This is a genomic window from Rhizobium sp. CIAT894, assembly GCF_000172795.2.
In the GTDB taxonomy this organism is placed as follows: domain Bacteria; phylum Pseudomonadota; class Alphaproteobacteria; order Rhizobiales; family Rhizobiaceae; genus Rhizobium.
Genome location: NZ_CP020947.1, coordinates 1,646,375 through 1,663,727, shown reverse-complemented (window position 1 = coordinate 1,663,727; position 17,353 = coordinate 1,646,375). Strand labels below are relative to the sequence as shown.

Here is a 17,353-nt window from a genome sequence, read left to right as displayed (position 1 = left end):
AAAAGCAGTTCAAGCTTACTTGACGTCGGCCTTGGCGCCGGCGTCTTCGAGCTTCTTCTTGATGTCGGCGGCTTCAGCCTTGGAAACGCCTTCCTTGACAGCCTTCGGAGCGGCCTCGACGAGGTCCTTGGCTTCCTTGAGGCCGAGACCGGTGATGGCGCGGACTTCCTTGATGACGTTGATCTTGTTGGCGCCGGCATCCGCGAGGATGACGTCGAACTCGGTCTTTTCTTCTTCGACCGGAGCAGCAGCGCCTGCACCACCACCAACAGCAGCAACAGCTACCGGAGCAGCGGCGGAAACGCCCCACTTTTCTTCGAGAAGCTTCGACAGTTCTGCAGCTTCCAGAACGGTCAGCGAGGAGAGGTCGTCAACGATCTTTGCGAGATCAGCCATTTTACTAGTTCCTTTTGTTCGGTTCGAACCGGTTGATTATAAACAGCGAAAAACCGCCTTAAGCGGCTTCGTCCTTCTTGGCGTAGGCCGCAAACACGCGGGCAAGCTGGCTTGCCGGTGCTGCAACAACCCCAGCGATGCGGGTAGCCGGCGTCTGGATCATGCCCAGCAGCTTCGCACGCAGCTCGTCGAGCGAAGGCAGGGTCGCAAGCGACTTGACTGCTTCGGCGTTGAGCGTGGTTGTACCCATGGCGCCGCCCAGAACAACGATCTTGTCGTTGGTCTTGGCGAAATCCATGACGACCTTCGGAGCGGTGATCGGATCGGTGCTGTATGCAATCAGCGTCTGACCCTTGAAGAGATTGGTGATCCCTTCCGCTTCCGTACCCTGAAGGGCAATTTTGGCCAGGCGGTTCTTCGCGACTTTGACGGTACCGCCAGCTGCACGCATCTTCGAACGAAAATCGTTCATCTGCGCGACTGTAGCACCAGCATAGTGGGCCACGACGACTGAGCCCGAAGCCTTGAAGACTTCGTTCAGTTCCGTGACGAATTCGCGTTTTTCCGCTCTTTCCACTGCCTATCTCCAGTTGACGGGACCGAAAACGGGCCCGCCGGGTTGCCTTTTGCCTCCTGGGATCATGCGAGATCCCAAGCGACGCTTGAGGATCCTGTCCCCCCGCGCTCCCGCGCCAATCAAGGCTAAAGAGGCACAAGGCATCCAAGGCTCGAACCGAGTTACGAGAAGCGAACTTCATGCAATTCGGGTCTTACCCGTCTCATGCAGGCGAAGTGATTAAGGGAAAACCACCTGCAATCTCGGACAGGATTCCGGATTTCTCCGGAATATTCCGGCCCCTCGCGAGGCCGGAATTTCAGTGACCGGACCGAGGTCCGGCAATCAACTTATGCAGTCGGAGCTGCGGTGACCGAGCCGACTTCGATCTTGACGCCCGGACCCATGGTCGAAGAAATCGCCACGCGCTTGACGTAGTTGCCCTTGGCGCCAGCCGGCTTCGCCTTGATGACGGCGTCGGCAAAAGCGCGGATGTTTTCTTCCAGAGCCTTGGCGTCGAAGGAGGCCTTGCCGATGCCGGCGTGGACGATACCAGCCTTCTCGACGCGGAACTCGACAGCGCCGCCCTTGGAAGCCTTGACGGCTCCAGCGACATCCATGGTGACGGTGCCGACCTTCGGGTTCGGCATCATGCCGCGAGGGCCGAGAACCTTACCGAGACGACCGACGAGCGGCATCATGTCGGGGGTGGCAATGCAGCGATCGAATTCGATCTTGCCGCCCTGGACGATTTCGACGAGGTCTTCAGCACCGACGACATCGGCGCCGGCAGCCTTGGCTTCATCAGCCTTGGCGCCGCGAGCGAAGACGGCGACACGAACCGTACGGCCGGTGCCATTCGGCAGATTGACGACGCCGCGAACCATCTGGTCCGCATGGCGCGGGTCGACGCCGAGGTTCATCGAGACTTCGATGGTTTCGTCGAACTTGGCGACAGCCCGTTCCTTGACCATGCCGATGGCCAGGGAGAGAGCATAGAGCTTGGTGGGATCAACACCTTCGTTGATCTTCTGCGTGCGCTTACCAGCCATGATCTTAACCCACCACTTCCAGGCCCATGGCGCGGGCAGAGCCCTCGATCATCGCCATTGCACCTTCGATATCCGCTGCGTTCAGATCCTTCATCTTGGCTTCTGCGATCGTCTTGATCTGAGCCTTGGTGAGGGAGCCGGCCTTGGCGCCCTTGCCGGGCGTCTTGGAACCGGACGTGATCTTCGCTTCCTTCTTCAGCCAGTAGCTGACCGGAGGCTGCTTCATCGCGAAGGTGAAGGACTTGTCCTGGTAATAGGTGATGACGACCGGGATCGGCATACCCTTTTCCATTTCCTGCGTGGCGGCATTGAACGCCTTGCAGAATTCCATGATGTTAATGCCACGCTGACCAAGCGCCGGACCAATCGGCGGGGACGGGTTTGCCGATCCTGCCTTGACCTGAAGCTTGAGCTGGCCTGCAACTTTCTTAGCCATATCTCTCTGCCTTTCATGAACGGCCGGTCGCCCGGCCCGTGATGCCGGATCTCTCCGGCGGCTGCGGTTGCGTGGTGCGGATCATTAGGGTCCGGCTAAGACCCCTCACCTTCCACGCGGGTGCGGACCAGGTCCGCGGGAAACAGGCCACAAGGCCAGCTTCCAATTTCCAGCGATCAGACCTTCTCGACCTGAGCGTATTCCAACTCGACCGGCGTTGCGCGACCAAAGATCGACACTTCAACCTTCAGGCGCGAACGCTCTTCGTCCACATCCTGAACCGTGCCATTGAACGAAGCGAACGGACCGTCGGAAACGCGAACCTGCTCGCCGATCTCGAAGGTGATGGAGGCCTTCGGCCGCTCGACACCTTCCTGGACCTGGCCGAGAATGCGCTCGGCTTCATAATCCGGAATCGGAACGGGCTTATTGTCGGAGCCGAGGAAACCTGTGACCTTCGGCGTATTCTTGATCAGGTGGTAGGCTTCATCCGTCAGGTTGGCGCGCACCATGACATAACCAGGGAAGAATTTGCGCTCGCTGTCGACCTTGCGGCCGCGACGCACTTCCACCACCTTTTCGGTCGGCACGAGGATCTTCTCGAACAGGTGCTCAAGCCCCTTCTGGCGAGCCTTGTTCTCGATGTCTTCAGCGACCTTCTTCTCAAAATTGGAATATGCGTGGACGATGTACCAACGTGCCGCCATTTTCATCTCCACCCGTATCAGTTGCCGGTATTCAGCACGAAGCTCAGAACCCAGCCGATCAGCTGGTCAGCGGCAAAGAAAAACAGCGCAGCGAAAACCACCATCACAAGCACCATAACCGTCGAGATCATCGTCTCGCGGCGCGACGGCCATGTAACTTTGGACGTCTCGGAGCGAACCTGCTGCAGAAACGCAAACGGATTGGATTTGGATGCCATCGACTGCCCACGCAATTACGGCGCGTAAAGCTGAAACTATCAGCCCCACGCACCGCGTGTCTGTTGAACCCTAAATAAACACCGATTTCCGAATACACAAGAGGGAAACCGAAGTTTAACGAAATTAGTTACCACCAATAATCCCCCGGCCGGAATGCCGCGAGCATGTCCGCGCTGTCCCGCATCAAGGAAAATGGCAGGGGCAGTAGGGCTCGAACCTACGACCTGCGGTTTTGGAGACCGCCGCTCTACCAACTGAGCTATACCCCTTCACACCGATCATTCAGCGTCCGGGCCAAGGCCCGCAAATCGCTGCTGAAAAGCATGGCGCTCCCTTTAAGACGACGGCAGCGGAATGGCAAGCACGATTTTCGATTTTCAAAACCATTCTGCGCATATGCCAGCAATCGGCTTTTCCATCGTGCCGCCAAGCTCGGTTCAGACCTTCACATATTTGCGCCAATCATGCTCTTCTTTAAACCCCAGCACCTCGCGGATCTTGCGATTGGAGAGCAGGCCTTCATATTCGCCGATCTCGCGGGTGAAGGGCACGTTCGGGAAGAATCGCTTCGCAAGCTCCTTCGACGGCGTATTGGCCGAGACCGTGTCGTTGGCGGCGTTGAAGACCTGATAGCCGAGACCGTCTTTTTCGATGCAGAGATGGCAGATCTGCCCGAGATCGCGGGCGTCGATATAGCTCCAGGCGATGCGCTTGCGCATCTCGGGATTGGCAAAATAGGCGGGGAACCGCTCATATTCGTGCGGCTCGATGACGTTGCCGATTCGCAACGCATAGATGTCGAAGCCCGAACGTTCAGCAAAGGCGCGGGCCGTCTTTTCGTTGACCACCTTGGAAAGCCCGTAGGAATCCATCGGGTTGACATCATAATCCTCCTCCAGCGGGAACTGGTGGAAATCGCGATGGCCTTCGGCGAAGCAGACGCCGTAGGTCGTCTCGCTGGATGCGACGATGATCTTCCTGATGCCGAGCTTCACCGCCGCCTCGATGACATTATAGGTGCCCATCGTGTTGATGCGGAAGGTTTCGTTGTCAGGCTTGATCAGGATGCGCGGAATGGCGGCGAAGTGCACGACGGCATCGAAGGGCTGCACGCCCCTGCCCGCATCGAGATCGGGAAAATCGCGGTGCATAGAGAGCGCGTTGAAGACCTGACCGCTATCGGTGATGTCGGCAATAAGATTGGTGACGCCTGGGCTGTCCAGCGGCACAAGATCGAGGTTGTGCACCTCGTAACCTGATTCGACGAGCCACGGCACGGTATGGCGACCTGCCTTGCCCGAGCCGCCCGTGAACAGAATTCGCTTCTTCATGAAGATATCCTCCGCGTGATGAAATCGGAGGCATAGTTAGACGCTTCGGCGCGAAGAGCAAGCGAGCGTCCGGCAAGGGTTCATCCCCGCAACACCAGGAGCATCCTATCCGGAGTACCCTGGCCGATCATTTCCAATCACCGCAGAAGCCTGCGATGCTCTGCAAGGATCGTCAAGTGACGACCCTCACCTCCAACGCCGTCACTTGACGACGCTTATCTCGTTGACCTGCACTCCGGCTGCCTGAACAACCTCTTGCGGAATTGCAGCGATGAAAAACATCGTGAAAACATACATTGCGAATATCGTCGCAGCGAATGTGGCCTTTGGAATCATCCGGCTCTCCTCTTTGCAAGGAGGATTCTGGACTAAAATGGAGCAATCACAACCGGTTTCTGAATGCTAGATGAACAAAATACTGTGACGGGCAAATTTAACGATATTTTTACAACACCTGTTAATCGAACCAACGGGCATCAAAACTAAAAAACCCCGCCGTTTCCAGCGGGGTTTTTCATGATTTGAAGGTAATCCAGGATTACTCGACGATCGAAGCCACGATACCGGCGCCGACGGTGCGGCCGCCTTCGCGGATTGCGAAGCGCAGCTTTTCTTCCATCGCGATCGGAACGATCAGCTCGACGGCAACCGTGACGTTGTCGCCAGGCATAACCATCTCGGTGCCTTCCGGCAGCGTCACGATGCCCGTCACGTCGGTCGTGCGGAAGTAGAACTGCGGACGGTAGTTGGTGAAGAACGGCGTATGACGGCCACCCTCTTCCTTCGTCAGGATGTAGGCTTCAGCCATGAACTTCTTGTGCGGCTTGACAGAGCCAGGCTTGCACAGGATCTGGCCACGCTCGACGCCGTCACGGTTCACACCGCGAACCAGAGCGCCGATGTTGTCGCCGGCCTGGCCCTGATCGAGCAGCTTGCGGAACATTTCAACGCCGGTCACCGTCGTCTTCGAGGTCGCGCGGATGCCGACGATCTCGACTTCTTCGCCAACCTTGACAATGCCACGCTCGACGCGGCCGGTCACAACCGTACCACGGCCGGAGATCGAGAACACGTCTTCGATCGGCATCAGGAACGGCTGGTCGATCGGGCGCTCAGGCGTCGGGATGTAGGAATCAACCGCTGCCATCAGCTCGCGGATCGCGTCTTCGCCGATCTTCTTGTCGCTGTCTTCGAGAGCGGCAAGCGCCGAACCCTTGACGACCGGGATATCGTCGCCCGGGAAGTCGTAGGACGACAGAAGTTCGCGAACTTCGAGCTCGACAAGTTCGAGAAGCTCGGCGTCGTCAACCTGGTCGACCTTGTTCAGGAACACAACGATCGCCGGAACGCCGACCTGGCGGGCCAGCAGGATGTGTTCGCGCGTCTGCGGCATCGGGCCGTCAGCAGCCGAGCACACCAGGATCGCGCCGTCCATCTGCGCAGCACCGGTGATCATGTTCTTGACGTAGTCGGCGTGGCCGGGGCAGTCGACGTGCGCATAGTGGCGGGCCGGCGTCTCATATTCGACGTGCGCCGTCGAAATGGTGATGCCACGGGCCTTTTCTTCCGGAGCAGCGTCGATCTGGTCGTACGCCTTGAACTCACCGAAGTACTTCGTGATCGCTGCCGTCAGAGACGTCTTGCCGTGGTCAACGTGGCCGATCGTGCCGATGTTGACGTGCGGCTTGTTGCGCTCAAACTTACTCTTTGCCATTTGAATGCTTCCTGTGAACGAAATGGTGGGCCCCGGCGAACCGGTTTAGTGCCGCCGTTTAAGGCTTTCGGCGAAATTGCGCAAGACTTAATTGCAGACGCCGTTCTTGGTGTGACAGCGCTTATGGGGGACAATTCGCCGCCTGCAAGGTGATTCGCCGAAGCCCCCTCGAAAATCACTGAAATCCTTGGAGAAAATCGCGTGGGAGGGCGGAGATGAGCTACCGCGCCTGCCGGTCGATGAGCGCTATCGCCAGCGTCTTCGGAAAACATCCGCATGCCGAATGATCGCCGCGGTGCCGGTCACATGAATTGGGCTTGGAGGAACTGGAGCGGGTAGCGGGAATCGAACCCGCGTATTCAGCTTGGAAGGCTGCTGCTCTACCATTGAGCTATACCCGCGGGGTGGTCCGATCCGATGACGAATGGTGGAGAGAGTTGGATTTGAACCAACGTAGGCTGAGCCAACGGATTTACAGTCCGTCCCCTTTAACCACTCGGGCATCTCTCCAGTTTTTCGTCCGGATCTAGAAGACCAAGTTTGTCAGACTTCGAAGCGTTGCCGCCCGTCGTCTGCGCCGCGTATATGACCGGAGCATTTCAGTCTGTCAACACGATGACTACGGAAAAAACACGAAAAATTTCATTCGCCGCCGAAAGCCGGCATATGAAAGAAAGCCTATGCGGCGGCGAGCGCCATGGCTATAAAGCCGCATGAGCAAAGATAAAAAATCCGGCGGCAAGGCCGCGACAGACCCATCGGCCAAGGATACGCATTACGCCACGCTACGGCGCGCCCACCGTGACGCAAAGCGCGAACGCGGCGAGATCCCGACCCCTCCGCCGCAGAAGCGCAGGCGCGGCGGCGACGACTGGAAGCCGCCGGCGCTGGCGCCCGACCAGGTGCATCTCTACGGCCTGCATACGGTGCGCGCAGCGCTCGACAATCCCGAGCGCAAGAAGATCAAACTCTTCGTAACGCAGAACGCGCTGGCGCGGCTCGAAATCGACGCCGAGACACTTGGCATTCCCTTCGAGATCGTCTCGCCGCAGGAGATCGACAAGGTGCTCGGCCCCGAGGCGATCCATCAGGGCGTCATGCTGGAAACCCGGCCGTTGCCGGTGCGCCGGCTCGAAGCGCTGAAGGACAGCCCTCTCCTGCTCGTCCTCGACCAGGTCACCGACCCGCACAATGTCGGCGCGATCATGCGCTCGGCCGTCGCCTTCAATGCTGGCGCCGTTATCACCACCCAGAGACATAGCCCAACAGAATCCGGCGTGCTGGCCAAATCCGCCTCCGGCGCACTGGAACTGATCCCTTATATACAGGTTACCAATCTCGCCGATGCGCTCGGTGAATTGCACAAGCTCGGCTTCTCCACCATCGGCCTCGATTCGGAAGGGCCGGCGCCGCTCGAAGGCACCTTTTCGGGCGAGAAACTGGCATTGGTGCTCGGTTCCGAGGGCAAGGGCCTGCGGCAGAAGACGCGGGAAACCGTCAACGCCCTTGCCCGTCTCGACATGCCGGGCGCGATCAAATCACTCAACGTATCGAATGCGGCGGCGATCGCGCTTTATGCGGCGCGGCTCCATTTGAAGGCATAGGCCGGTCCACAGACGGGCCGCGGCAAAAGGGGAACTGTGATGATCCGTTTCGTCCTTCGGTTCGCGGCTCCGGCAGCCGCGTTGCTTTTCTCAGGCATGGCCCACGGGCAGGAGATCGATCCCGATATTCTCAAGGCGCAGGCCGGAACCTATCTGATCGCGCCGGAAGACGGGCGCACGGGATGCCGGATGACGCTCGAAACCGAGATGGCGATCGGCGGCTTTTCGCTTTCGGGGCAGGAAGCCTGCGCCAAGCCGTTGCCGGCACTGGCGGAGGTCGCTTCGTGGAATTTCGACGGCAATGGCGGCCTCATCCTGATCGATCCGACGCGTAAGGTGCTCGCCCGTTTCGTCGAAAACGAGGGCTCTCCCATGAAGACGGAAGACGAGAGATCGCTGCTGCTGATCACGGCACCCGACGGCGTCGATCACCTGCCGACCTTCGGGAGCCTTGCCGGGGCATGGACAATGCAGCGGCCGGATGGCGAAAGGCTCTGCGGCATCGTGCTCGACAGCGGCGTCGGGACGGACGGCAATGCGCCATTGTCACTCTCCGGTGACTGCCCTGCCAACGTCGCCAAGCTCAAGCTTGCGGTCTGGCATATCGAGGGTTTCGGGCTGACGCTGATGGGCCATGACGGTTCGTCGCTTGGTTTCGACATGCGCGCCGACGGCAATTTCGACAAATCGAAGCAGGAAGGCGGCAAGCCGCTTTCGCTCGTGCGCCGCTAATCTCAGAGTCTCTCTGGTCAGTCGGGCGTCCCGCAACTGGTTCGCCCATCCAGGGGCCGGCGCGTCGTATCGCCCGCCGCATAGGCAAGTTCGACAGGGTAGACGATCACGCTCGGCAATTTCTCGATTTCGCCGGCGTGATCGGGGCTGCGCTTCATTTCCGCCTTGTAGGCTGCAGCGCAATCCGGCAGTTGCTTCGGCGACAGGCCGGTGTCGGCGGCAATGGTCTTAGCGCAGGCAGCATCGAGATAGAGCGAACAGGAAGCCGTGTAGACGCGGCGGAAATCGAGAGTGAGCTCCCCCTTCCGGCTGCCGATCGCAGCAAAATCGCCACCCTCAAGAGCATCGTCGAGCAGCCGCTCGCCCGTCGCCGCATCATAGACGACGAAGGGCAGCCCGCCGTTCCATCCATCCGCCGCGCGGAAAAACACGAAGCCGCCGCTGACGCCCATGAGATAACCGGCAGTATCGTCTTCGATCACACGCTCGCGCTCGCCGGCGCGTTCACAGGGTGCATCGGCGGCAAGCAGCGCCAGCTTTTCGGCGCCGACCTCGCCGAGATCGACCTCCTTGACCATGAAAGCGGGATAGCGGCTGCAGGTGATCTTCGGCTTTGCATCGGGATTGAATTCATCTTTCGGCAGCGCGACGACATCCACTTTCACCGGCCTGTCGAAGGGGGCCGTTTTTTCGGACGCGCCGGCGCAGGCAATCAGTGCCGCAAGGATAATCGATGTCGTGATCGTCCGCTTCATGACAGTTCCACCTCCAACTCCGTCGCTATCTCTGGCATGGTTCAAAGTCATGCGACAGATGGAAAAACGGACGCGGCAACAGCGGCGCAGCACCTGCCGATACCAGAGAAATCCACTTTTGCCTTGGAAAGACCTTCCGGAACACTATGATCGGGCAATGATCGGTTGTCGCGACCGGTCGGAAGCAAGAAGGAACGATCCCCATCATGGCCATTCGACCGCTGATTTTCGGTATCCTCTTTGTCTCGGTCTTCGTCGTGATTATCCTCAGCATGATCTGGGTGGACAAATCGCACCCGGTTCACCAGCCCGATCCCCTGTCGCCGACAGCACCCGGCGCGGCGACGCCGGGACAGGTGCAATAGTCCCGGCAGGAACGCCGACGGCGATCACGCGTTAATCCGCAATTGAACGAGGATTGAACGCTATGCGCATAATGATCGCCGTCATTGCCTTCATGGTTGCCTCCGTACTCAGCATCGCCGTGATGTCGCCCTCCGGCGCCGGCCAGGCCGGCAATGGCGACAGGATCGAAGCGAGCGTCAACGAACCCCTCACGCATTGAAAAAGCGGCCCGGATGATCCGGGCCGCCAATAGCGCCGTCTTTTCAGACGCAGTTTAAGCCTGCCGATACGCTCGTCTCAGCCGCGGTAGAGCCAGAAGGGGATATAGCGATCGCGATCACGCCACTCGTGGCGTTCCTGCCAACGTTCGGCGCGCCACCGCCGCCAGCGACGGTCATCATCGCGCCAGTCGGACCGGCGCCAATCGCGCTCATCGCGCCAGCCACGGTCATCGCGCCAGCCACGGTCGTCGCTCTCGTCCCGGTCGCGATCGCGGCGCCAGCCATCACGAACTTGAATGATATCGCCCTGCACTGAAACCGCCGGCCGCTCGGCCGGCATGGCGGCCGCAGGTGCGATGGAAGCGAAAACCGCACCGGCAGAAAGGGTTGCGGCGAGAAAGAGATGTGCGAGCCTCATGGCAGTTTCCTCATTGATGATGAGGCGAAGATAAGAGGGCACGGCTGAATTGGCGCTGAAGCAGCCCTTCAGACAAGGTTCATCAAGGGAAGCGGAAAAATCCGCTGGTGCGATCGACAAGCGACATCGAACCGAGGCGGTGTGGGCAGGCGATATCGCTTGATAAAGAGATGTAGCGGCCAGCCGAGCCGAAGCTCACAGAGCGTAGGCTGGTGCCCCCGGCAGGGTTCGAACCCGCGACCCCCTGATTACAAATCAGGTGCTCTACCAACTGAGCTACAAGGGCAACAGGTGCCCAACTAGCAGATTCTATGATTCTGTAAAGGAAAATCGGTGCCTGTTTGGGGGGTGGCTGCCGTTCAAAACGCTTCGCTGGAGAAAACGTCCTTGTCGCCCCCGCCCTTTATCCTTTAGCTAGAGCAGCTTCACAAAGGGCATTGCATGGGCCGTTCATTTCAAACGCTTTCCTTTCTCGCCTCACCCACGACGGAGGCGCTCGCAGCACGCGAGGAGTTGATTCGTATCTATGGCGACGTGCCGTCTGACGATGCCGATGTCATCGTCGCGCTCGGCGGCGATGGTTTCATGCTGCAGACGCTGCACCACACCATGAACTCCGGCAAGCTGGTTTACGGCATGAATCGCGGTTCGGTCGGCTTTCTGATGAACGACTATCGCATCGAGCACCTTCAGGAGCGTATCTGCCTCGCCGTTGAAAACGTCTTCCGGCCATTGCAGATGACGACTGCCAATGCCGACGGCACCAATTCGACGGCGCTCGCCATCAACGAGGTCTATCTTTTCCGCCAGTCCTATCAGGCCGCCAATTTGAAGGTGACGGTGGACGGGCGCGTGCGCCTGGAGGAACTGATCTGCGACGGGCTGATGGTAGCGACCCCTGCCGGATCGACGGCCTATAATCTTTCCGCCCATGGCCCGATCCTGCCGCTCGAGGCGCCGTTGCTTGCCATGACGCCGGTCAGCGCTTTCCGGCCGCGGCGCTGGAGGGGCGCATTGCTTCCCAACAAGGTGACCGTCGATATCGACGTCCTCGAACCGGTCAAGCGGCCGGTGAACGCGGTGGCGGACAATACCGAGGTGAAATCGGTGCTGCATGTCCGCATTGCCCAATCGGAGCATATGACCGCCCGCATCCTCTCCGATCCCGACCGCTCCTGGTCCGACCGTATTCTCGCCGAGCAGTTCAAGGATTGAGACATGGCAATGCGTCTGACATTGATGACCACCGTTTTCCTCATCGGGTGGTCGGCCGCAGCCTTGCCGGCACAGGATGCCATCCTGCCGGCCTCGGTGATTTTCGCAACCAGCACCGGCTACTGGCAGGATGACGGTAACGCACCTGATGTCGAGCGGGCGCCCAAGAGCGCCGAGAGCGTTGCCAACCCCGAGGAAAAGGCCGCGCAGCGCCACGGCTATTACAAGCTCTTTGCCGTCCGCCAGGCCGACCGAACCTCGAAGGTCTATCTGCAGCAGATTGCCCAGACCGAGACCGGCCCGGCGATCGCCTCGACCGTCGAGCTGCAGGAGATCAGCGACCTGAAGCCTTACGTGACCGATATACGCCCCGAGAATTCGAACGGCATCATCAAGCAGCCGGGGCTGTTTGCCACGATCTATCTGAAGACCGACCCCGCCGCCGAGCCGGATAGCTGGACCGTGCTGATCGACGAATTCGGCGAAATCACCGTGGAGAAGGCGACGAATTGAACAGCCGGGATCTGCTCGGAAAGGCATGCAAACGATGAAACTCGGTTTTCGCGACGGCGTGCTTTACGACGAGAACAGGTCGAACTGGGACGCAGACGGCCCCAGGCCTATCCGCTGGTCGCTGTGGTACCGCGCGGCCGACGACGCGCGGGAAAGCGATACGGCGGAAAGAAGCTGGTTCCGGAAGGCGGCGGTCGCCCGCAACGCACCTGCCCGGCCGGCTGCCCGGCCCTACCCCCTCGTGTTGTTGTCGCATGGCACCGGCGGATCGGCGGCCGGACTGGAGTGGCTGGCCCGACGCCTGGTCGATCGCGGATTTGCAGCGCTCGGCGTCAGCCATCACGGCAATACCGGCATCGAGCCCTATCGTGCCGAAGGCTTCGCCTGCCTTTGGGAACGGGCGCCGGATCTGAGCGTCATGCTCGACCGGCGTGACGACTGGCTAGGCGATCTCTCCAGCCATATCGATACATTCCGTGTTTTCGCGGCCGGATTTTCGGCCGGCGCCTACAGCGTGATGCTGCTTCTTGGCGCCGTCGCCCAGTTTTCACAGTTCGAACCATCGAGAATGAAGCCGGGCGGCATGCGCGGACCGAGAGAATTTCCCGACCTTGCCGATCATATCCCGGCATTGCTTCGCAGCAGCGCCGTATTTCGCGATTCATGGTCGCGTTTGTCGAAACCGTACCGCGATGAGAGAATCAAGGCCGCGCTCCTTTGCGCGCCGGGCCGATCGGTTCTCGCTTTCAGCGAGGAAAGCCTGAAGGCCGTGGAGGCGCCCGCCCTTATCCTGGTCGGTGATGCCGACAGGGCGGCGCCGGCTGAGGAATGTTCGTCATGGCTGCATGCACGGCTTTCGCGCAGCGCCCTCAAAATCTTCGGCGGCGGGCTTGGACATTATGTCTTCGTGCCGGAGGGCTCGGGGCTGGGCTTTGCCTTCGCCGCAGAACTCTTCACCGATCCCCCGGGGATCGAGCGCGCGGCCGTTCATGACGAGATTGCCGATCTGTCGGCGGCGCTGTTTCAAAACATCGGCGCAATGGCCTGAATAAAGGAAAAGCCCCGTTTCCGGGGCTTTTTGTCTCGATCCTGCTTTTACCCGTCAGTCGACATCCTCGACGACCGCGTCGGCGGCGCCGCTGATGCGGTGGGCAAGGGCTGCTTCCATGAACTCATTCAGATCGCCGTCGAGCACATCATCAGGCGCGGTGCTGGCAACGCCGGTGCGTAGGTCCTTGACCAGCTGGTAGGGCTGCAGCACGTAGGAGCGGATCTGATGGCCCCAGCCGATATCCGTCTTGGAGGCGGCTTCGGCGTTGGCGGCGTCCTCACGCTTCTTCAGCTCCGCTTCGTACATGCGGGCACGCAGCATGTCCCAGGCCTTGGCGCGGTTCTTGTGCTGCGAACGCTCCTGCTGGCACTGCACGACGATACCGGTCGGCATATGAGTGATGCGCACGGCCGAGTCCGTCGTGTTGACGTGCTGGCCGCCGGCGCCCGACGAACGATAGGTATCGATGCGGCAGTCGCTTTCGTTGATCTCGATCTGGATCGAGTCGTCGACGACGGGATAGACCCAGATCGACGAGAACGAGGTGTGGCGGCGCGCGTTGCTGTCGTAGGGCGAGATGCGCACCAGCCGGTGCACGCCCGATTCCGTCTTGAGCCAGCCGTAGGCATTGTGGCCCTTGACGAGCAGGGTTGCGGATTTGATGCCCGCCTCTTCGCCGTCGTGGACCTCGAGAAGCTCGACCTTGAAACGCTGGCGCTCTGCCCAACGGGTGTACATGCGCAGCAGCATGTTCGCCCAGTCCTGGCTTTCGGTGCCGCCGGCGCCGGAATGAACTTCGAGATAGGTGTCGTTGCTGTCGGCCTCACCGGAGAGCATCGCCTCCACCTGGCGGCGAGCGGCCTCGGCCTTCAGGGCCTTCAGCGCGTCCTCGGCCTCCTTGACGACGCTCTGATCGCCCTCTTCCTCGCCGAGCTCGATCAGCTCGATATTATCGTTCAGCTGTTGTTCGAGCTGCCTGACGCCGTTGATGCCGTCATCCAGCTGCTGGCGCTCGCGCATCAGCTTCTGCGCTTCGGAAGCGTCGTTCCAGAGGTTCGGATCCTCTGCCTTGTTGTTCAACCAGTCCAGTCGTCTTATCGCCTGGTCCCAGTCAAAGATGCCTCCTCAGCAGGGTGATAGCCTGCTTGGTTTCATCGACCACATTTTCGATTTCGGCTCGCATTTTCCTGCTTCTCTGTAACGGTCTTCTTCGAATTCCGGTGAATAAAGACGCCCGCAGCGGATGTAAAGGCCGCAGCGGGCGTTCAAAAATTCGGCGGTCAGAACAGGCCGGGCGTACCGGTCTGGACGGCCTGGTTGGCCTGCGGCGAGGTCTTCAGGATCTCCTCCGGCGCCATGGTGCCGTCCATGCCGATGACGGAGAAGCTGTCGGCCGGACCGGTGCCGGGCTTGAAGGCCTCGATGATGGTGTTCGGATCGCCGTCGGCGGCGGCCATGCCGGTCTTGCGGTCGATCGAAATCAGGTTCATGCCCGCCGGGATGACGAATTTTGATTCCGGCGTATCCTTGACGGCAGCCTGCATGAATTCGTTGAAGATCGGGGCGGAAAGACCGCCGCCGGTGCCGCCGCGGCCGAGCGGGGCCGGCGTATCGAAGCCCATATAGAGGCCGGCGACCAGATCCGGCGTGAAGCCGACGAACCAGGCGTCCTTCTCGTCGTTGGTGGTGCCGGTCTTGCCGGCGACATCGCGGCCGCCGAGATCGACCTTGCCGGCGGCGGTGCCGCGCTGGATGACGCCCTGCATCATCGAGGTGATCTGATAGGCGGTCATCGGGTCGAGAACGGTTTCGCGGTTGTCGACGACGTTGGGCTCTTCCTGGTTTTGCCAGTCGCCGGCATTGCAGCCCTCGCAGAGACGCTCCTCATGCTTGAAGATCGTCTTGCCGTAGCGGTCCTGAATGCGGTCGATCAAGGTCGGCTTGATCTGCTTGCCGCCATTGGCGATGACCGAATAGGCCGAGACCATGCGCAGCACCGTCGTGTCGCCCGCGCCGAGCGACATGGAGAGAACCGGCAGCATGTGATCGTAGATGCCGAAGCGCTCGGCATATTCGGCGACGATGTTCATGCCGAGATCGTTTGCAAGGCGCACCGTCATCAGGTTGCGCGAATGCTCGATGCCCGAGCGCAGCGTCGACGGGCCGCCGACTTCGCCGCCGTAGTTTTCCGGCTTCCAGACCTGGCCGCCGGAGACGATCTCGATCGGCGCATCCATGATGACGGAAGCCGGCGTATAGCCATTGTCCATCGCCGCAGCGTAGACGAAGGGCTTGAACGAGGAGCCCGGCTGGCGCATCGCCTGGGTGGCGCGGTTGAATTCGGACTGCGAATAGGAGAAGCCGCCGACCATGGCGAGCACGCGCCCGGTCTTCGGGTCCATGGCGACCAGGCCGCCCTGCACCTTCGGCGGCTGCTGCAGGCGATAGGAGGTCGAGGCGTCGCCGCCGAGCTTGGCGACATAGACAACGTCACCCGGGGCGACGGCGCCGACCGGCGATTTCGTGGTCTTGCGGGCGCCGTCGGACGAACGGAAAGCCCATTGCATGTTCTTGGCCTCGATCGTGCCGCGTTGACGGTCGGCGGAAACCTTGCCGCTTGCATCCTTGGCCGGCTGCAGGCCGATGTCGACGTTGGCGTCGGACACGGCGAGCACGACGGCAAGCTGCCATTCCGGCACGTCGGCAAGTGCCGGAATATCGGCAAGCGCCTTGCCCCAGTCACCGCTTGCATCGATCTGCTTGATCGGGCCGTGGAAACCGCGGCGCTCGTCATAGGTGACAAGGCCGTCCTGCAGCGCCTTGCGGGCAGCCAGCTGCATCTGCGGATCGAGCGACGTGCGCACCGAAAGGCCGCCCTCATAGAGGACCTTCTCGCCGTATTGGTCGATCAGCTGGCGGCGCACCGCTTCGGCGAAATAATCCGAAGCGAAAAGCGACGGGCCGGTCGAGCGGGCCGTGACGCCGAGCGGCTGCTTCTTGGCTTCCTCGCCGTCGCTCTGGCTGACGTAGCCGTTCTCGACCATGCGGTCGATCACCCAGTTACGGCGCTCAAGCGCTGCTTCCGGGTGGCGGAAAGGATGGTAATTGGCAGGCCCCTTCGGCAAGGAGGCGAGATAGGCGGCCTCGGCGACGGTCAGTTCGGTCACGGATTTGTTGAAATAGGTGAGTGCGGCGCCGGCGATGCCGTAGGAATTCATGCCGAAGAAGATCTCGTTCAGATAGAGCTCGAGGATCTTGTCCTTGCTGTAGGCCTGCTCGATACGGAAGGAGAGGATCGCTTCCTTGATCTTGCGGTCGATCGTCTGGTCGGAACTCAAAAGGAAGTTCTTGGCCACCTGCTGGGTGATCGTCGAGGCGCCGACCGGGCGGCGGCCGGAACCGAAATTCTGCAGGTTGACGAGGATTGCGCGGCCGAGACCGGTAAGATCGACGCCCGGATGATTGTAGAAGTTCTTGTCTTCAGCCGAAAGGAAAGCGGCCTTCACGCGGTCGGGGATGGCCTGGATCGGCAGGAAGAGACGCTTTTCCTTGGCATATTCGGCCATCAGAGCGCCGTTGCCGGCGTGGACGCGGGTGGTTACCGGCGGCGCGTAGCTGTTCAGAACGGCATAGTCCGGGAGATCCTTCGCGACGTTGGCGAGATAGATGGCAACACCCGCCGCCGCGACCAGAAACAGGACGCAGGCCATTCCGAAGAAATATCCAAAAAGTCTAACCATATTTTCAGCTACCGGTCTCTTCGATCTTCAATCGGCGCGGACGCAACGATTGCATAGATCAAGGCAATTTGCACGTTGCGCGGCTTACTCCATGAGCGCTACCGCCACAAGCCGATTCCGCGCTCAAGGCTTAGGAAACATAAGCCGGAGTAACGGCGCGATTGTGAGGAAAATAGGGCTCTGTCCGTCGCATTCACCGCCAACTCGGCGTTTCCCAGGGACTGTCACATCCAAGCAACGCCCGTCCGCACCGCCAATCTTAAAGCGTCCGCTTCAGAATTCGATTCATGCGATGCACTTTAAGTCTTTGTTTTCATGGATGCCGCCGCCCGCGACCGCGACTGGAGT

The 17,353-nt window shown here is 60.4% G+C and carries 21 protein-coding genes and 4 tRNA genes; 8 read left to right on the top strand and 17 right to left on the bottom strand.

Annotated elements, in window-relative coordinates; genetic code table 11:
- Positions 1–15 precede the first annotated feature (15 nt).
- The 12 genes from rplL to RHEC894_RS08210 all read right to left on the bottom strand — a co-directional run bounded on the left by rplL (position 16) and on the right by RHEC894_RS08210 (position 6,921).
- Positions 16–396, bottom strand: coding sequence for a 50S ribosomal protein L7/L12 (gene rplL, locus RHEC894_RS08260; protein WP_085736909.1), 381 nt, complete (start codon positions 394–396; stop codon positions 16–18).
- 58 nt (positions 397–454) lie between these two features.
- Complete coding sequence (gene rplJ / locus RHEC894_RS08255; RefSeq protein ID WP_085736908.1) at positions 455–973, bottom strand: 50S ribosomal protein L10; 519 nt, start codon at positions 971–973, stop codon at positions 455–457.
- Positions 974–1,302: 329 nt separating this feature from the next.
- A complete protein-coding gene (gene rplA / locus RHEC894_RS08250) occupies positions 1,303–2,004 on the bottom strand; it encodes a 50S ribosomal protein L1 (RefSeq protein ID WP_085736907.1) in 702 nt (233 codons plus the stop codon).
- Positions 2,005–2,008: 4 nt separating this feature from the next.
- Positions 2,009–2,440 carry a 50S ribosomal protein L11 gene (gene rplK / locus RHEC894_RS08245; RefSeq protein ID WP_047620024.1) on the bottom strand — a complete coding sequence of 144 codons (432 nt, stop codon included), beginning with the start codon at positions 2,438–2,440 and terminating at the stop codon, positions 2,009–2,011.
- Between the two features lie 176 nt (positions 2,441–2,616).
- Positions 2,617–3,147 (bottom strand): transcription termination/antitermination protein NusG, encoded by a 531-nt coding sequence (gene nusG, locus RHEC894_RS08240; RefSeq protein ID WP_003547516.1) that lies wholly within the window; start codon positions 3,145–3,147, stop codon positions 2,617–2,619.
- A gap of 17 nt (positions 3,148–3,164) precedes the next feature.
- Entirely contained in the window at positions 3,165–3,365 is a 201-nt protein-coding gene (gene secE / locus RHEC894_RS08235; RefSeq protein WP_003573826.1) for a preprotein translocase subunit SecE, read from the bottom strand.
- Positions 3,366–3,559: 194 nt separating this feature from the next.
- Positions 3,560–3,635: transfer RNA gene (locus RHEC894_RS08230), tRNA-Trp, on the bottom strand.
- Between the two features lie 168 nt (positions 3,636–3,803).
- Positions 3,804–4,697: an NAD(P)-dependent oxidoreductase gene (locus RHEC894_RS08225; RefSeq protein WP_010069474.1), complete on the bottom strand. Its 894-nt coding sequence runs from the start codon at positions 4,695–4,697 to the stop codon at positions 3,804–3,806.
- A gap of 201 nt (positions 4,698–4,898) precedes the next feature.
- Positions 4,899–5,033: a hypothetical protein gene (locus RHEC894_RS33755; protein WP_010069473.1), complete on the bottom strand. Its 135-nt coding sequence runs from the start codon at positions 5,031–5,033 to the stop codon at positions 4,899–4,901.
- A gap of 202 nt (positions 5,034–5,235) precedes the next feature.
- Positions 5,236–6,411, bottom strand: a complete 1,176-nt coding sequence (gene tuf, locus RHEC894_RS08220; protein ID WP_010069472.1) for an elongation factor Tu — start codon at positions 6,409–6,411, stop codon at positions 5,236–5,238.
- Between the two features lie 327 nt (positions 6,412–6,738).
- A tRNA-Gly gene (locus RHEC894_RS08215) sits at positions 6,739–6,812 on the bottom strand.
- A gap of 24 nt (positions 6,813–6,836) precedes the next feature.
- Positions 6,837–6,921, bottom strand: a tRNA-Tyr gene (locus RHEC894_RS08210).
- 30 nt (positions 6,922–6,951) lie between these two features.
- Between RHEC894_RS08210 and RHEC894_RS32915 the strand changes: the two genes are divergently transcribed.
- Genes RHEC894_RS32915 through RHEC894_RS08200 form a run of 3 tightly spaced genes read left to right on the top strand, consistent with a single transcriptional unit; the run spans position 6,952 to position 8,747 of the window.
- Positions 6,952–7,128 (top strand): hypothetical protein, encoded by a 177-nt coding sequence (locus RHEC894_RS32915; protein ID WP_010069471.1) that lies wholly within the window; start codon positions 6,952–6,954, stop codon positions 7,126–7,128.
- Entirely contained in the window at positions 7,125–8,015 is an 891-nt protein-coding gene (rlmB, locus tag RHEC894_RS08205; protein ID WP_010069470.1) for a 23S rRNA (guanosine(2251)-2'-O)-methyltransferase RlmB, read from the top strand. Before RHEC894_RS32915 ends, rlmB begins: the two co-directional genes overlap by 4 nt.
- Positions 8,016–8,054: 39 nt before the next feature.
- The gene (locus tag RHEC894_RS08200; RefSeq protein WP_085736906.1) at positions 8,055–8,747 is read left to right on the top strand and encodes an AprI/Inh family metalloprotease inhibitor; all 693 of its coding nucleotides are present in this window, start codon (positions 8,055–8,057) and stop codon (positions 8,745–8,747) included.
- A gap of 17 nt (positions 8,748–8,764) precedes the next feature.
- Here RHEC894_RS08200 and RHEC894_RS08195 read toward each other — a convergent pair whose 3' ends face one another.
- The gene (locus RHEC894_RS08195) at positions 8,765–9,502 is read right to left on the bottom strand and encodes a hypothetical protein (RefSeq protein ID WP_085736905.1); all 738 of its coding nucleotides are present in this window, start codon (positions 9,500–9,502) and stop codon (positions 8,765–8,767) included.
- Positions 9,503–9,708: 206 nt separating this feature from the next.
- On the opposite strand from RHEC894_RS08195, the gene RHEC894_RS32910 reads away from it, so the two are divergent.
- Complete coding sequence (locus RHEC894_RS32910; protein ID WP_010069536.1) at positions 9,709–9,867, top strand: hypothetical protein; 159 nt, start codon at positions 9,709–9,711, stop codon at positions 9,865–9,867.
- 62 nt (positions 9,868–9,929) lie between these two features.
- Positions 9,930–10,067 (top strand): hypothetical protein, encoded by a 138-nt coding sequence (locus tag RHEC894_RS32905; RefSeq protein ID WP_010069535.1) that lies wholly within the window; start codon positions 9,930–9,932, stop codon positions 10,065–10,067.
- A 77-nt stretch (positions 10,068–10,144) separates the two neighbouring features.
- Here RHEC894_RS32905 and RHEC894_RS08190 read toward each other — a convergent pair whose 3' ends face one another.
- Positions 10,145–10,558 (bottom strand): hypothetical protein, encoded by a 414-nt coding sequence (locus RHEC894_RS08190; RefSeq protein ID WP_206427915.1) that lies wholly within the window; start codon positions 10,556–10,558, stop codon positions 10,145–10,147.
- Between the two features lie 138 nt (positions 10,559–10,696).
- Positions 10,697–10,772, bottom strand: a tRNA-Thr gene (locus tag RHEC894_RS08185).
- Between the two features lie 155 nt (positions 10,773–10,927).
- Between RHEC894_RS08185 and RHEC894_RS08180 the strand changes: the two genes are divergently transcribed.
- From RHEC894_RS08180 to RHEC894_RS08170, 3 genes are read left to right on the top strand one after another with little or no spacing between them, the layout of a single operon-like run.
- Complete coding sequence (locus RHEC894_RS08180) at positions 10,928–11,701, top strand: NAD kinase (RefSeq protein ID WP_085736903.1); 774 nt, start codon at positions 10,928–10,930, stop codon at positions 11,699–11,701.
- Positions 11,702–11,704: 3 nt separating this feature from the next.
- Positions 11,705–12,214 (top strand): hypothetical protein, encoded by a 510-nt coding sequence (locus tag RHEC894_RS08175; RefSeq protein ID WP_010069533.1) that lies wholly within the window; start codon positions 11,705–11,707, stop codon positions 12,212–12,214.
- Between the two features lie 34 nt (positions 12,215–12,248).
- Positions 12,249–13,262, top strand: a complete 1,014-nt coding sequence (locus RHEC894_RS08170) for a dienelactone hydrolase (protein WP_085738906.1) — start codon at positions 12,249–12,251, stop codon at positions 13,260–13,262.
- A 54-nt stretch (positions 13,263–13,316) separates the two neighbouring features.
- Here the strand turns inward: RHEC894_RS08170 and prfB are convergent.
- Together prfB and RHEC894_RS08155 are read right to left on the bottom strand one after the other, a co-directional pair.
- A protein-coding gene (gene prfB / locus RHEC894_RS08165) for a peptide chain release factor 2 (RefSeq protein WP_164517673.1) occupies positions 13,317–14,448 on the bottom strand; the annotation gives its coding sequence in 2 pieces (ribosomal slippage) (positions 13,317–14,378 and positions 14,380–14,448; 1,131 coding nt in all).
- A gap of 97 nt (positions 14,449–14,545) precedes the next feature.
- Positions 14,546–17,005, bottom strand: a complete 2,460-nt coding sequence (locus tag RHEC894_RS08155; RefSeq protein WP_085736901.1) for a penicillin-binding protein 1A — start codon at positions 17,003–17,005, stop codon at positions 14,546–14,548.
- Positions 17,006–17,353: the final 348 nt, after the last annotated feature.

Coding starts and splice junctions, on each gene's coding strand:
- tuf (WP_010069472.1), bottom strand. CDS start 6,411: ATGGCAAAGAGTAAGTTTGAGCGCAACAAGCCGCACGTCAACATCGGC.
- RHEC894_RS08195 (WP_085736905.1), bottom strand. CDS start 9,502: ATGAAGCGGACGATCACGACATCGATTATCCTTGCGGCACTGATTGCC.
- RHEC894_RS08225 (WP_010069474.1), bottom strand. CDS start 4,697: ATGAAGAAGCGAATTCTGTTCACGGGCGGCTCGGGCAAGGCAGGTCGC.
- RHEC894_RS32910 (WP_010069536.1), top strand. CDS start 9,709: ATGGCCATTCGACCGCTGATTTTCGGTATCCTCTTTGTCTCGGTCTTC.
- RHEC894_RS08180 (WP_085736903.1), top strand. CDS start 10,928: ATGGGCCGTTCATTTCAAACGCTTTCCTTTCTCGCCTCACCCACGACG.
- RHEC894_RS08175 (WP_010069533.1), top strand. CDS start 11,705: ATGGCAATGCGTCTGACATTGATGACCACCGTTTTCCTCATCGGGTGG.
- rplK (WP_047620024.1), bottom strand. CDS start 2,440: ATGGCTAAGAAAGTTGCAGGCCAGCTCAAGCTTCAGGTCAAGGCAGGA.
- nusG (WP_003547516.1), bottom strand. CDS start 3,147: ATGGCGGCACGTTGGTACATCGTCCACGCATATTCCAATTTTGAGAAG.
- RHEC894_RS08155 (WP_085736901.1), bottom strand. CDS start 17,005: ATGGTTAGACTTTTTGGATATTTCTTCGGAATGGCCTGCGTCCTGTTT.
- RHEC894_RS08170 (WP_085738906.1), top strand. CDS start 12,249: ATGAAACTCGGTTTTCGCGACGGCGTGCTTTACGACGAGAACAGGTCG.
- rplL (WP_085736909.1), bottom strand. CDS start 396: ATGGCTGATCTCGCAAAGATCGTTGACGACCTCTCCTCGCTGACCGTT.
- secE (WP_003573826.1), bottom strand. CDS start 3,365: ATGGCATCCAAATCCAATCCGTTTGCGTTTCTGCAGCAGGTTCGCTCC.
- rplA (WP_085736907.1), bottom strand. CDS start 2,004: ATGGCTGGTAAGCGCACGCAGAAGATCAACGAAGGTGTTGATCCCACC.
- RHEC894_RS32905 (WP_010069535.1), top strand. CDS start 9,930: ATGCGCATAATGATCGCCGTCATTGCCTTCATGGTTGCCTCCGTACTC.
- RHEC894_RS08200 (WP_085736906.1), top strand. CDS start 8,055: ATGATCCGTTTCGTCCTTCGGTTCGCGGCTCCGGCAGCCGCGTTGCTT.
- RHEC894_RS33755 (WP_010069473.1), bottom strand. CDS start 5,033: ATGATTCCAAAGGCCACATTCGCTGCGACGATATTCGCAATGTATGTT.
- rlmB (WP_010069470.1), top strand. CDS start 7,125: ATGAGCAAAGATAAAAAATCCGGCGGCAAGGCCGCGACAGACCCATCG.